This is a genomic window from Bacillus sp. NP247, assembly GCF_018966865.1.
GTDB lineage: Bacteria > Bacillota > Bacilli > Bacillales > Bacillaceae_G > Bacillus_A.
Genome location: NZ_CP076653.1, coordinates 4598714 through 4611892, shown reverse-complemented (window position 1 = coordinate 4611892; position 13179 = coordinate 4598714). Strand labels below are relative to the sequence as shown.

Annotated in this window: 14 protein-coding genes; 4 read left to right on the top strand and 10 right to left on the bottom strand. The window is 34.1% G+C overall.

Annotated elements, in window-relative coordinates:
• The first annotated feature begins 117 nt into the window (after positions 1-117).
• Positions 118-1158, top strand: coding sequence for a YkvI family membrane protein (locus tag KPL75_RS24005; RefSeq protein ID WP_219918055.1), 1041 nt, complete (start codon positions 118-120; stop codon positions 1156-1158).
• A 34-nt stretch (positions 1159-1192) separates the two neighbouring features.
• On the opposite strand, the gene KPL75_RS24000 is transcribed toward KPL75_RS24005, so the two are convergent.
• The 5 genes from KPL75_RS24000 to KPL75_RS23980 form a co-directional block, all read right to left on the bottom strand.
• Complete coding sequence (locus KPL75_RS24000; RefSeq protein ID WP_016094221.1) at positions 1193-1561, bottom strand: DUF3979 family protein; 369 nt, start codon at positions 1559-1561, stop codon at positions 1193-1195.
• Between the two features lie 268 nt (positions 1562-1829).
• A complete protein-coding gene (locus KPL75_RS23995) occupies positions 1830-2135 on the bottom strand; it encodes a hypothetical protein (RefSeq protein WP_219918054.1) in 306 nt (101 codons plus the stop codon).
• Positions 2136-2299: 164 nt separating this feature from the next.
• On the bottom strand, positions 2300-4282 hold the full coding sequence (locus tag KPL75_RS23990; protein WP_219918053.1) for a methyl-accepting chemotaxis protein: 1983 nt from the start codon (positions 4280-4282) through the stop codon (positions 2300-2302).
• Positions 4283-4490: 208 nt separating this feature from the next.
• Positions 4491-5540, bottom strand: a complete 1050-nt coding sequence (gene rsgA, locus KPL75_RS23985) for a ribosome small subunit-dependent GTPase A (protein WP_219918052.1) — start codon at positions 5538-5540, stop codon at positions 4491-4493.
• A gap of 182 nt (positions 5541-5722) precedes the next feature.
• On the bottom strand, positions 5723-6250 hold the full coding sequence (locus tag KPL75_RS23980; RefSeq protein WP_201039386.1) for a DinB family protein: 528 nt from the start codon (positions 6248-6250) through the stop codon (positions 5723-5725).
• 196 nt (positions 6251-6446) lie between these two features.
• Between KPL75_RS23980 and KPL75_RS23975 the strand changes: the two genes are divergently transcribed.
• On the top strand, positions 6447-6794 hold the full coding sequence (locus KPL75_RS23975; protein WP_105586900.1) for a DUF4257 domain-containing protein: 348 nt from the start codon (positions 6447-6449) through the stop codon (positions 6792-6794).
• Positions 6795-6878: 84 nt separating this feature from the next.
• Positions 6879-7103 (top strand): hypothetical protein, encoded by a 225-nt coding sequence (locus KPL75_RS23970; protein ID WP_140392428.1) that lies wholly within the window; start codon positions 6879-6881, stop codon positions 7101-7103.
• 192 nt (positions 7104-7295) lie between these two features.
• On the opposite strand, the gene KPL75_RS23965 is transcribed toward KPL75_RS23970, so the two are convergent.
• Together KPL75_RS23965 and KPL75_RS23960 are read right to left on the bottom strand one after the other, a co-directional pair.
• A complete protein-coding gene (locus tag KPL75_RS23965; RefSeq protein ID WP_219918051.1) occupies positions 7296-8471 on the bottom strand; it encodes an MFS transporter in 1176 nt (391 codons plus the stop codon).
• Between the two features lie 49 nt (positions 8472-8520).
• On the bottom strand, positions 8521-9456 hold the full coding sequence (locus KPL75_RS23960; RefSeq protein ID WP_219918050.1) for an aldo/keto reductase: 936 nt from the start codon (positions 9454-9456) through the stop codon (positions 8521-8523).
• A gap of 107 nt (positions 9457-9563) precedes the next feature.
• Between KPL75_RS23960 and KPL75_RS23955 the strand changes: the two genes are divergently transcribed.
• Positions 9564-9872: an ArsR/SmtB family transcription factor gene (locus KPL75_RS23955; protein WP_071769951.1), complete on the top strand. Its 309-nt coding sequence runs from the start codon at positions 9564-9566 to the stop codon at positions 9870-9872.
• A gap of 40 nt (positions 9873-9912) precedes the next feature.
• On the opposite strand, the gene KPL75_RS23950 is transcribed toward KPL75_RS23955, so the two are convergent.
• The 3 genes from KPL75_RS23950 to KPL75_RS23940 all read right to left on the bottom strand — a co-directional run bounded on the left by KPL75_RS23950 (position 9913) and on the right by KPL75_RS23940 (position 13147).
• On the bottom strand, positions 9913-10863 hold the full coding sequence (locus KPL75_RS23950) for a serine protease (RefSeq protein ID WP_219918049.1): 951 nt from the start codon (positions 10861-10863) through the stop codon (positions 9913-9915).
• A 433-nt stretch (positions 10864-11296) separates the two neighbouring features.
• A complete protein-coding gene (locus KPL75_RS23945; RefSeq protein WP_113710324.1) occupies positions 11297-11836 on the bottom strand; it encodes an HD domain-containing protein in 540 nt (179 codons plus the stop codon).
• 510 nt (positions 11837-12346) lie between these two features.
• The gene (locus KPL75_RS23940; protein WP_000130117.1) at positions 12347-13147 is read right to left on the bottom strand and encodes a CPBP family intramembrane glutamic endopeptidase; all 801 of its coding nucleotides are present in this window, start codon (positions 13145-13147) and stop codon (positions 12347-12349) included.
• Positions 13148-13179 lie beyond the last annotated feature (32 nt).

Genomic DNA, 13179 nt, shown 5'->3' with positions numbered 1-13179 from the left:
TTTCCCTAATATCATATAATTCATGTATTCTTTCAACTACTTCACATGTCTAATTGTCCAAGCTCACACATATGCATAATAGTAAGTCAAGCTCATCATAGAAGAAAGAGGGATAACATGAACAATCAACAATGGCAAGTAGCAAAGAAAGTCGCTGCTACTTATATCGGAACTGTCGTTGGAGCTGGATTTGCTACTGGGCGCGAAATTGTTGAATTTTTTACAGTTAACGGATTTTACGGAACCATTGGCATATGTATAAGTGGATTTTTTTTTATTTGGCTCGGCACAAAGATGATGTTACTTTCATCACAAATAGGGGCATTCTCAGCTCAAGAATTCAACAAATATTTATTTGGGGATGTATTTGGAAATGTCGTAAACACATTACTATTACTCGTATTATTTGGTGTAACGAGCGTTATGTTATCAGGAGCCGGTGCAGTATTTGAAGAACAACTCCGCCTCCCGAGACAACTTGGTATTTTCATCACGGTCATCGCCTGTCTCATTATTGGGAGCCGGGGATTACAAGGTGTTTTTGAAGTAAATACGCTTGTCGTACCTATTATGATGATCTTTATTATCGGACTCGCTATTACAACCTTTTTCCATAGTACAATACCTATTAGTAATACTATTCCTGCAGAGAGCTGGAATATGAAGTGGATTACTAGCCCTATTACATATGTCGCTTTAAATCTTTCGCTCGCCCAAAGCGTTCTCGTCCCGTTAGCCAGTGAAGTAAAAGATCGAAAAGCCATTTTGTGGGGTGGAATTTTAGGTGGTGCAGGACTTTCTTTAATTTTATTATGCAGCCATTTAGCTATCTTATCAGTCGACCAATTTTATCAATACAATATCCCAATGGCTGAAGTCATAAGAAGATTTAATGCAACTTTTCACTTTTTCTTTGTTCTTATTATTTTCGGTGAAGTGTTCACAACTTTAGTTGGTAATGTGTTCGGGATGACAAAACAAATGCAATCCATTACCGGATGGAAAAGTAATAACATTATTTACTTCATATTACTAATTAGTTATTGCTTTAGTTTCATCGGATATAGTGAATTGCTTCATATTCTATACCCTATTATCGGCTGGGTGAGCATCATTTTACTACCGATTATTGCCTTTAAACAACTTCAAAAAACATGAAAAAACATCCGTGTATACGGATGTTTTTTCATGTTCATTCACAGTCTTCACATACTTCCCAGTACGGCCCCATTTCTACTGCAAGGTATGGCTTTAATTGCAAACGAATCATTCGACTTGGCATGCGTTCTAATACGAATTGAATGCCTTCTTCCTCTTCATCTAACTCAACTTTTGAAATAGCAATTCTTTGCATAGTAGTAATGGGGCTTCCATCTTTATATAAAGTGATTTTCACCTCATCATACTCATTAAAATACAATTCAACATTCATTTGCTTTTTTAACATTTCATCAACAATTTCATATTTATCATTTTGTTCCTGGATTATATATTTCCAGCCGCCTCTATCCAATTCTATCGGAGCAGCTTGGAATAATGTCATCAAATCCTCGTATAGCATAAGATAACCCCTCTCTTACTAAAAAACGATGAGTATTTTATATACCCTTTATCTCTATCACTATCCATGTTTATTGTACCATATATCACGAATCCTACCGCATTGATTTGCTTTATAAACGCATACAAAACCTATAGTATTTTCAATTCACTCTCTATTCACTAGTATGTTCCCTTACTGATAACTTATCACTTTCCTTATTTCCTACACACTACTTACAACTCTTAAAAAAAACAACAAAAAAGAAGAGTAATTTATATCACTCTCCTCATAAGATTTTCCCTGTAGCTGCTAATGCTAATACTAGAATTAAACTTGCAAATAATAATGATACAATTAAACTAAAAATCGGCAATATTTTCTTTTCATTCTTCTTAGATAATAACCTTAAACAAAGAATGATATTTAATGGGACAAATATCAAATAAAGATATTTAACGACTTGTAATGAACTATTTGAAAGTGTTTTAAATACAAACACTTCAATTAAAAAAACAACAAAGAATAAAATACTTAACCAAAACGAGACATAGCTAAGCCAAGAATGTCTTTTCGTTCCCCAATACACTCCCATACCGATCTCCTTTAAACGTAATCTATATTATATTAATTATACATCAGCTTTACAAATCCCTCTATTTTTCGACAAACATTACATACATTGAACCACTAATCCGTTTATCAGCTAAAAGACTGTCTCTAATAGCACTAATGCTATTTTAAGACAGCCTCTCCTTTTTATACTTTAAATCTTTCAATTAATCCTTGCAACTCTTCAGCCATTTGAGATAATGTACCAGCTGCGGAACCAATTTCCTCCATCGAAGCTAATTGTTCTTCAGCAGACGCCGCGACACTTTGTGTACTCGTCGCATTATTCTGTGCTGTCATTGCAATTTGCCCTACTGAAATAGATACTTCATTGGCACCTTTTGACATCCCATTAGCCGTTTCAACCATCGTTTTAATTTGATTAGCAATTTCATTTGTAGATTGTAAAATCTCAGCAAAGTTTTGCTTCGTTTCATTGGCAATAACTAGTCCAGATTGAACTTCTTCATTTACATGACCCATAGATTTTACTGTCTTACTCATATCATCTTGTATTTCACATATTAATTTACTAATTTCACTGGAAGATACGCTAGATTGCTCTGCCAATTTACGTACTTCATCTGCAACGATCGCAAATCCTCTTCCGTGCTCACCAGCTCTTGCAGCTTCAATTGCAGCATTTAAAGCAAGAAGATTTGTTTGATCTGCAATATTTTGGATTACTTCTAATATGTCACCAATTTGCTTTGATTTATTATTTAATAACTGTATAACTGCATCAGATTGTGAAACAGATTCTGCAATAGACTGCATTTGATTTACTGTTTTCCCTACTAGCTTTCCACCATCTTCTGCTTTTTCACGAGTATGAGTAGAAGCCGTATTAATAGATGATGAACTATTTGCTACATGCTGAATTCCTTCTGTTACATCAAACAATAACATCGCACCATTTTCTACACTTGTTGTTTGCGTCGTTGCCCCACTTGATATTTCATCCATTGCCATTGTAATTTGTTCCGTTGCTTCACTCGCTTGTCTTACACTCGCAGTTAGCTCTTCTGATGCCGCTGCAACATGCCCGGCCGAATCATTAATTCTTCCAATTAACGTTCGTAGTGAATCTGTCATCTCATTAAAACCTTTTGCAAGTTGACCAATTTCATCGTTTGAATGAATTTCAATTGTTTGCGTTAAATCTCCTTCACTTATTTCTTTAGAAGTGGCAACTAATCTCTTTAAAGGTTTTGTAATAGAAAGCGTTACGAAATAAATAAGTGCTCCTCCTATAACTAGTGAAATAAGCATAACCATTAACATATTATAAAATACAGGCTGAGCAGCTTCAATTACTTCATTTGAGTACATCGTTCCACCGATTTTCCATCCTGTTTTTAAGTTTGTAGCAAATACCATTTTCTTTTCACTACCGTCATACGTGTATGAAAAAGTGCCCTGATTATCTTCGTAAATTTTCTTTGCCCAAGAATCAGCTGCTTTATCTCCTGGTTTTTCTTGAGGATGCGCAATTATTTTTTGTTTTCCATCTAAAATGAAAGTATATCCTTTTTTACCAATATTGATTAGCTTTGTTGTTTTCAATAAATTCTCTAAACTTAAATCTACCGCAACAACACCATTTTTATCTTCTGTTTGTTTCGCAATCGTTACGACAATATGTCCATTTCCTTTCGCCTTATACGGTTCAGTGACCACGATTCCACCTTGTTTACTCACTGCATCTTTATACCAAGAGCGGGTTGTTGGATCATAATCTGCTGCCATTTGTATATTTGGTTCTTGCACAAACTTCTTATCATTGCCGGCAACATATACTTGTTCAATATCTTTATTTAAATTAATATATTGAGATAACACCTTTCTTAATTCATCTTGATTATCTCCTTGATACATATCACTATGAATCACTCGTGCAAAGTTATTTACTTCGTTAAATTTCGCCTCAATCATTTGATTGATTAAATTATCTAATATTTTTATATTATCGTGAGCACTACTCGTAATTTGTGATTCAAAATTCTTTTTAGCTGTTTGATAAGACATGCCTCCAATAATAGAGACAGCTGCAATTAAAATTACCAAAAATGAAATTAATAGCTTTTTTGCTACTTTTATATCTCGAAACCACCTTAACAGTTTATTCATTATAAACCTCCTAAATTTAAATATTAAGTTTTAAAGATAAATAACCGATTATGAATATATCCCATTCCCTATCCTCTATTTTTACAATTCGTTTTTGATAAACACCTTGTAAAGTTTAAACAAATATTCCCCGTTTGTCTATATATACGAATAATATTATTATAAAATTTACAAATACAAAAAACCAAAGGAATAGTCCTTTGGTTTTTTACATTTTTTTATGTTGTTTAGAAATCTTCTTCCACTTATCGCGCTCAGCTCTTGCGAGAATAGCATCTTGTTTTCTCATAAAATACGCCAATTCTCTTTGCAGCTTTTTATAGCTAAGTAAGCGCTCTACCGCTATAAGTCCATTATCTATAGCGCTGCGTACTTCACATCCTGGTTCACCTTCATGTTTACAATCTCGAAAGCGACATATTTTTGCAAGATCCTCAATATCAGAAAATGTGGTTTGGATTGCCGTACTTCCTTCCCAAAGTTGAAGTTCCCTCATGCCAGGGGTATCAATTACTAAACCGCCACTCGGTAATTGGAACAACTCACGGTGAGTTGTCGTATGTCTTCCTTTACTATCTTCTTCACGTATATCTCCAGTTTTTGCTACCTCTATTCCTACTAATGCATTTAACAAAGTAGATTTCCCTGCACCTGAAGATCCAACTAAAGCAATTGTTTTTCCTGGGGCAACAAATTGTTGCAATGATTCTATTCCGACGTACGCTAGGCTATCAACAACGAAGATGGGAACACCGATTGCTACTGCTTCTGTTTCTGCAATTTTCCGTTCCACATCTTCACATAAACTACTCTTCGTTAAAACGATAACAGGCATTGCACCACTTTCATAAGCCAATAGCAAATAACGTTCCATCCTTCTTACGTTGAAATCATGGTTAAGAGCATTTACTAAAAAAAGATAATCCACATTCGTAGCTATAATTTGTTCCTCAGTTCGGTAGCCAGCCTCTTGTCTAGAAAAAGAGCTTCTCCTTTGAAAAACACGATGAATAATCGCCTTTCGCTCTCCTTCTACTTTCTTTATATACACCCAGTCACCAACTGCTGGATAATCCCCCTTCGTTAACGCTTCATGACGAAACTTTCCAGACAGTTCCGCTACATATTCACCATCATTACAAATAATCCGATATATATGCTTATGCTCAAGTAAAATACGTCCTACTTCATAGTTCTCAACAGCTTGTTCTTCAAAAAAAGAATCCCAGCCGAACGATTCTAAAATATTTTGATTCAAATTGATATCCTCCCTAGTTTGAACTCAGTGGAAGGATTGTGCGCTCACTTATAGAGTATCTCCCTTTCCGTCCACCTTAGTATTTGGTTTACTATTCATATAAGTTAATTTCGCCATAATACATCACCCCGTTCTAATTTTAATTACTCTCATTATATGGAATATCCCGTTAAAAAGCTACCTTATTTAACGTAATTTTCAAATAATTTATTTTTTAGCATTCTAATTTGTCCACGATGACTAATTTCATCTTCTAGCACGTGAAACCAAAGGTAGTGCTGATTATACGCTACGCCATTAGGCCACTTTCTTTCTGACATTAGCCATTCATCATCCTTTTGTCTCAAACACTCTATTGTTTCCTCTCGAATTTTCTGTAAAAGTTGTACATAATACTGTATTTCATAACCACGAATAGATCTCCCCACTTCCCCTAAATACAGTGCATCTTCCCATATTTCTAATTCTTCTTTTGTAAAATCACGATTTTGAAAAGAAATAAGCTGATGGACTTTTTCTATAGCCGCTATATGCTTCAGTAAAGCACCAATTGAATTCTCACCACTCGGCATTATTAAATCCAATTGCTCCACTCCTAAATCCTCTATTTCCTGTAATGTTACTGCCCGCGTATGCTCCATCATACTTACAAGTTCCCCTATATTTTTTGTATAACCATTTACACTTCTTATTCGATAATCTATATACATTTCTCGCACCCCTTTCTGAATTCATATTAATGAAAAAAGGATTCATATAATAGACTGAAATATATCAGATTTTTCTGTTACAATTAAATTGAACAAGCAATTAGCCAGAACAAACTTTCTCAATATGCTTATATAAAATTTAAAAAGGAATATATATTTAATAAACGAATCTTATTCACTAAAAGGAGTGGATTCGATGGAAATGTATCAATGGCTAACTGCTGTTCTAGTTGGTGGCGTTACTGGCTTCGTTTCCCATCTGATCAATAACCAAGGTAAGTTATTGCTTCCACGCCGTTTAAAAACGTTTTTCCACTTTGGGTTTTTAACCGATATATTGACCGGTTGCCTAGCTGCACTTCTTGGACTCGTTTTATTCGATGTCACCACAATAAAAGAAATTATAAAAGTATCTATTGTGACTGCCATTTCAGGTCAAACATTTTTACTTCATCAAGCTTTAGGTGGTGAACAGGCTAAAAACACGCAAATCGGGAAAGCTGATGAGAAAATTCAAGAAATTGACAAACTATTACGACGTTAATCTATACTTTCTTTAAAAATTATTGTTATAATGAAAAATAAATATTTTCTATTGCGTCGTTTGTCAGAAGAAAGGGTGTTTCGTATGACAAAAAAGAAAATAGAAGATTTCTTAACAAACACCGAAAAAGAGGAACTGCTAGAAAACTATAAATGTTTACGAGAAGCCCGCACAAAAAGCGAAGCTAACTATTTTGGTGAGGCAGTAGACCATCTATTAAATAAAGTAAAAAAACGAGTTATTGAAGAAGCTGGAATACATGATGAAAACGCAGCAACTGTTCAATCAAAAAGAAAAGCACTGTTTTAGTAAATTAACTAAAACAGTGCTTTTTATTACGGTATTTTTCACATTACTTTCACATCTATTTCACAAATATAAGTAGTCCTATATGTTAAACTAAGTATATCCTTTTCCAAGGAACTATATGCCGATATATAAATCCCTATCTCTTTAGGGATTTTTTATTTTTTGGATTTCTCCGATTTATTTTTAAAGGCTTTATGATGCAATTCCTGTTTCACTATCTTCATTAAGCTTTTCACTTTTTCTAAACAAAAATAAAGCTCCTATATATAGTAACGCAGTAAAACTACCTACAAGTATAAAATTGTGAGATGCTGCAAATAACATTCCTGCTATTGCCGCTCCAATCATTTGGCCAATATACATAGAAGCATTAGCAAGAGCGGCTCCTGTTCCTCTTGCTATACTAGACATATTTTGTAAGCGCCCCATCATCAATACAAACAAAATTCCTGTCACAAAAAATAAAACAAAGAAAAATAACTCTACAAATATAATGTTCTTTAAATGAGGAAGTATGACATATAGCACTGCTGTAAATACAATTCCACCATAGAAAGAAAGGTTATAACCAATTTTAATTACGATTCTCGGCCCAAAAATGTTACCGGTTAAATTTCCTAATCCTAATACGAGCATAGCTATACCTACTTCATGAACTTGTAAGCCAAATTGACTGGAAAGCCACACACCAAAGAATGAAAATGCTGCAAAATTACCAGTTTGAAAAACAAAATATGCAAAATAAGAAAGTGAAACCTTTGAATCTCTAAGTAATTGCTTATAGCGCTTTAATATATTTTTTTCATTTCCACCTATTTGAGCTGGTTGTATTTCTGGTAATGTAACATAAATAAGAACGACAAGTAGTGCTGATAATATACCAATGACGAAGAATGGTGTTGTATAATGTATCGTTGCTAAATATGCTCCAATTGGCAGTCCTAAAATTTGGGAGATTGATAACCCTGCTGTTGCAATTCCAATTGCTTTTACAATTTGCTTCTTCTCTATAAGGAGCGGAATAGATGCCCATACTTGTGGAGATATAAAAGCTGCACTTACACCTGCTAAAAATCTAAATGTTAGCATCCATAAAAAACTCGGTGCCATTCCACACAAAAATGTACTTAATGCAAAAAAACTCATTCCTAATACCATCACTTTTTTTCTGTTTAAGCCATCTGATATAGGACCAGCGATAAGCGCAAATCCAGCGTATCCTAAAGCATATGAACTCACCATCCATCCTGATAATTCAGTTGATACATGATACACCTGTTGTAATGTTGGCAAAAGTGGTGAAATTAAGAAAGTATCTGTACCAATCATAAACATTATCGTAAAGAATACAGCTAGCACTCTTTTCATTTAAACCTTCTCCTTTTATATAAAAAGAGGGCACTGTCCCTCTTTTCAACTAATCTTCTAATATAGATCCAATCTCTTTCATAACCTTTTCATTCAATGAAACATCCACTGCTCTTACACTTTCTCTTATTTGCTCCGCTCGCTTCCCGCCAGGAATAACAGTATCAATTCCTTTTTTGTTTAATAACCACGCTAAAGCTAACTTCGATACTTCGAGATTCTTTTCTTTAGCTAAGCCTTTTAACTTCTCAACTTTCTTAAAGTTACTCTTATATGTATTTTCTTCAAATAGATTTACACTTTGACGCCAATCTCCTTCACTCAATTTGAAATCTTCTGTATATTTTCCGCCTAGTATCCCAAAAGCAAGAGGCCCGTACGGAATAAATGAAATACCTGATTCTATACAATATGGCAAAAGTTCTTCCCCAGCAGCACGATCCAACATATTATACGGTGATTGTACAACATCTATATGTCCGTGCTGATTCGCTTCTTTTAATTGCTCTACATTAACATTAGATATTCCAATTGAACGAATTTTCCCTTCTTCTTTTAGGCGAGTAAGCTCTCCAATTGAATCTATGTAACTTGTTTCAGGATTTGTAAAATGTAAATAATATAAATCAATATAATCAGTTTGTAATCTTCTTAAGCTATTTTCCACAGCATTTCTTAAATAGCTTGGTTCATTATTAATATAAACCTCTCCATTTAATACCGGCTGTATTCCACCTTTTGTAGCAAGTACAAATTCGTGGCGTTTTCCTTTCAATACTTCTCCTACCAATTCCTCTGATCTACCGAAACCGTATGAATCTGCTGTATCAAAAAATGTAATCCCTTGCTGGATAGCTTCTTCTATTAATCGTTTTCCTTCTTCCTCATTCACATCAGCATATAAATTATGTCCCCCTACAGCGTTTGTTCCTAACCCTAACTTTGAAATATTTAGTCCTGCCTTTTGCAATTTTGTATACTTCATTTTTTCTCCCCCTATATTTCTATTGTTCGAATATAATCGAACAATAGAAATATATCACTTTATATGCTATAGTGCAACTAGAACAACTTATACAAGTAGGTGAAATAATGCGAACACTATACCATCCGAATCGAGAAGAAATTCAATTCTCTTCAGTCTTATATGCACTTAGCGATCAAATTCGTTTACAAATTGTAAATATGTTACTTGAGAAAAATGAACAATCTTGTGGCTCATTAAACATCCCTATCGCGAAATCAACTTTATCTCATCATTTCAAGGTTTTACGTGAATCAGGTGTTATGTATACACGCCTTGAAGGAACACAACGTTTCATTTCAATTCGTGAAGAAGATTTAAATACTAGATTCCCTGGTTTATTAGATGTTGTAATACATGCGACAGAACCATACTAAAAAACATCTCATATAAATATGAGATGTTTTTTAGTAATTACTATTCTTTTAATAAATCTATTAATCCATTTCCTTCAGATGTACGTTCATACCCTAAAGGTACAGTCTTTTTTATAAGTTGTGCGTATATTTCCGGCTCTGATAATTTTCTACCGTACTCTCTCTCGCACTGCTTTATGATAAGTGCTAACGCCCCAGCAACATGCGGCGTCGCCATTGAAGTACCACTTAATACTGCATATTTCCCCTTTGGATACGTAGACAGTATTTCATCACCCGGCGCTACTAAATCAATTTCTTGATTTGAATTACTAAAGCATGAAATTTTCCGCTCTAAATTAACAGCACCTACTTCGATTCCTTCAGAATAAGCACCTGGAAAATCTAATTCTTCCGTATCATCGTTACAATCTCCATCATTTCCAGCAGCGCATACGACAAGTACGTCTTCTTTTACCGCATTTTGAATAGCTTCATGTAATTCTGGTACATCTTGCGGACCACCAAGTGACATTGAAATAATTCTTACTTTCTCTTTATTCGGTCCTCTCCAATTTACAGCATAATGAATGGCCTCAATAATTTGCTCATAGCTTCCAGAGCCGTCTCCAGCTAATACTTTTAAAACTAACATTTTAGCAAGTGGTGCGACTCCTAGTACACCCACTCCGTTTTCAGTTGCTGCGATTGTCCCCGCTACATGAGTACCATGCCCATTATTATCAAGATAAATTTTCGGATCACCTTCATAATCTTTTGTGAAATTTCTCCCGCCAATAATACGATCTTTTAAATCTACATGATTTATATCACAACCTGTATCTAAAACGGCAACGACAATGTCTTTCCCTTTCGCGCTCTTTTCCCATACTTGCGGAGCATGAATCAGTTGTACACCTGGTGGAATTTCATTTACTTGTTCAACCACCTTATTTACAGTAAACGGAATTAATTGTATACCTTTTTGTTTATTCGCTGTACTACTATTCATCGTAATCCCTCCTGAAAATGTATTATTTTCATTTCAGAACACTATTGAATACGTTTATATTTAACTTTCGTTTTATTCGTTCTATTTTCCTTCCTCTCAAATATTTCTCAATAAACAAAAGAAAAGGACCCTTTGCATTATATTTAGGTTAGGTAAGTGAAACAGTTGAAATTAAAAGGACCACACATATTAAACATGTCTAATATGTGTGGTCCTTGTTTAGTTAAAATAATGATTTAGACTAAACATCATTGGTTTAATTGTATTTATCTATTCTTATGTTTTAAATTTAATAAAATAAAGATGTAGACTGTTGACTAAATTTCATTTTATACAAAGATTTTTTATTGTTAAAAATTTCTATTTATTCAGAGTCCAAATATTCCATAAAACCCCTCATATAATTTAAGTACAAAACTTCACAAATTAAAAATTATATATGTGTTTTGAGTTTGTATAGAAAGTCAAAAGCGAACTTTTCCTTTTCCTTGTATTTTTCAATATTTTCGGGTAAGTAACAATGATGTTTATTAAGTATATTTGTTTCTAGATATTCAATCGTTTCCAGTAAGGATTGTCCCCTGAGTGATCCAGTGATTAAAGATTTAACAATTAAAAATGTCTCTCCACCCTCAAGTAAATGTGCATCGTGGAGAATTTTAGCTTCTAGGCTTTCTGGTTTTCCATCCTTTTGAGAACCGTCTGCTACTTCTAGAATTCGTTTTATTTTTTCTCCACTAAACCCAATACCCTTAAGAAATTCTTCAATACTTATTCTTATCTCTTCTTCATATATTACTCCGTGAAAATATGCGCCATATTTAAGTAAATCCTCATCTACTTTATTTTTATATATTTTAGCCATTTCTAGAGATAAATTTAAAATTCTTTTTATATGTTCAACATTGTGCATTATATCTTTTTGAGCATAGTAAGGTAATATGAAATCTTCAATTAATTGAATAGTGTCCAATTTCAACAGCTCCTTTATTTTTAATAAATGTATTTGATTTCCTCCCACATTATAGATCCGTTTTCTTTAATTGAATAAACAAAAAACCGACAATAGTATACCAATCCTTTCTCAATTAAATCAAATATTAATACATCTGTAGAGTGATAATAAAGTTGTTTAATTCGCTATAATAAAGCAAGAGCCTTACTACATATCAAATGTAATAAGGCTTTAAAAAAGTTGTTTAAAACTGAATTGATCTAAAAGAATATTGTTACTTAAAATGATAATAAAGTTGTTTAATTTTTTTCAACTAAAGCACCTGTTACTTTAAGTACAACATTTCACAATCTTACACATTGATGTTAATCACATTTCTTTCAGAAAGGGGAATTATAGGTTAATTTGCGCCCCTGTTAGATAATGGGGGGCTGTTCATGTAGTCGTGGCTTCGCCACTCCTGCAAAGACGTTTCGTTTATATAAACGGCTATTCAACAAACTGGAATTTGGCGAACACGGATTATGCTTATACTATTCGCCTGTTCTTTTTGTCGTATATCACAACGGTTACAATTGAAACAAGAACAATCACAGCATTTGCGGCAATGGTTCCCGCCCAAGTCATAGTCATGGTGCCGAAGATGGGGGATGCCGCATTGAACATGGTGTGGAATAATACGCACATAAACACACGGCCTTTTCCTGATATTTTGTAGATTGCCCCGTTGAAAAACCGAAACGCAATGAGTTGAACTGCAAACATCCAAAAGTTAATGAGTCCCTCTCCGTGATTCGTCCCCGGAATGAAGAAGAGAGGGATATGCCATAAAATCCAAATGATTCCAACAAAAACAGAAGACAAAACAAAACCGTATTTTTTGTCAAGCTCAGGCTGCAATATGTACATCCAGCCAGCTTCCTCCAAGCCACCGATAATAAGATTACCAAGCAGGGAAAGGAAGAACGTATAAAATGGAAGCACCATTTCCGTGTGGCCTGAAACTGCAATATGTATCAAAAAATACAGTGCAAGTCCTGCAACAACGAACAAATAGAGAGATATGCTATTTTTGGCATAAAAAACAGTTCTCAACCATTCCTTGAAACCTGCTATTTTGTTATTTTTCTTCAGAACGATATATGAAGCAATAGCGGGCGACAAAATATAGATTGCAAAGGGGATATTCATCCCGAATTGCTGTAACGAGTGAACCCAATTGTGAACCGAATATCCGAATTGCCCAAGAGCAATCAAAGCACCTGACACAAGATAGGCTATGCAAAATGTCAGCATCGTAAATTGTACTGTGATTTTTTTGTCTGTCATGATTTCTTCACCTCACATTTTAAATGTATACA

What these genes read in the sequence shown, in the direction of transcription:
- KPL75_RS24005 (WP_219918055.1), top strand. Translation starts at nt 118, where the DNA reads ATGAACAATCAACAATGGCAAGTAGCAAAGAAAGTCGCTGCTACTTAT.
- KPL75_RS24000 (WP_016094221.1), bottom strand. Translation starts at nt 1,561, where the DNA reads ATGCTATACGAGGATTTGATGACATTATTCCAAGCTGCTCCGATAGAA.
- KPL75_RS23995 (WP_219918054.1), bottom strand. Translation starts at nt 2,135, where the DNA reads ATGGGAGTGTATTGGGGAACGAAAAGACATTCTTGGCTTAGCTATGTC.
- KPL75_RS23990 (WP_219918053.1), bottom strand. Translation starts at nt 4,282, where the DNA reads ATGAATAAACTGTTAAGGTGGTTTCGAGATATAAAAGTAGCAAAAAAG.
- KPL75_RS23980 (WP_201039386.1), bottom strand. Translation starts at nt 6,250, where the DNA reads ATGTATATAGATTATCGAATAAGAAGTGTAAATGGTTATACAAAAAAT.
- KPL75_RS23975 (WP_105586900.1), top strand. Translation starts at nt 6,447, where the DNA reads ATGGAAATGTATCAATGGCTAACTGCTGTTCTAGTTGGTGGCGTTACT.
- KPL75_RS23970 (WP_140392428.1), top strand. Translation starts at nt 6,879, where the DNA reads ATGACAAAAAAGAAAATAGAAGATTTCTTAACAAACACCGAAAAAGAG.
- KPL75_RS23965 (WP_219918051.1), bottom strand. Translation starts at nt 8,471, where the DNA reads ATGAAAAGAGTGCTAGCTGTATTCTTTACGATAATGTTTATGATTGGT.
- KPL75_RS23960 (WP_219918050.1), bottom strand. Translation starts at nt 9,456, where the DNA reads ATGAAGTATACAAAATTGCAAAAGGCAGGACTAAATATTTCAAAGTTA.
- KPL75_RS23955 (WP_071769951.1), top strand. Translation starts at nt 9,564, where the DNA reads ATGCGAACACTATACCATCCGAATCGAGAAGAAATTCAATTCTCTTCA.
- KPL75_RS23950 (WP_219918049.1), bottom strand. Translation starts at nt 10,863, where the DNA reads ATGAATAGTAGTACAGCGAATAAACAAAAAGGTATACAATTAATTCCG.
- KPL75_RS23940 (WP_000130117.1), bottom strand. Translation starts at nt 13,147, where the DNA reads ATGACAGACAAAAAAATCACAGTACAATTTACGATGCTGACATTTTGC.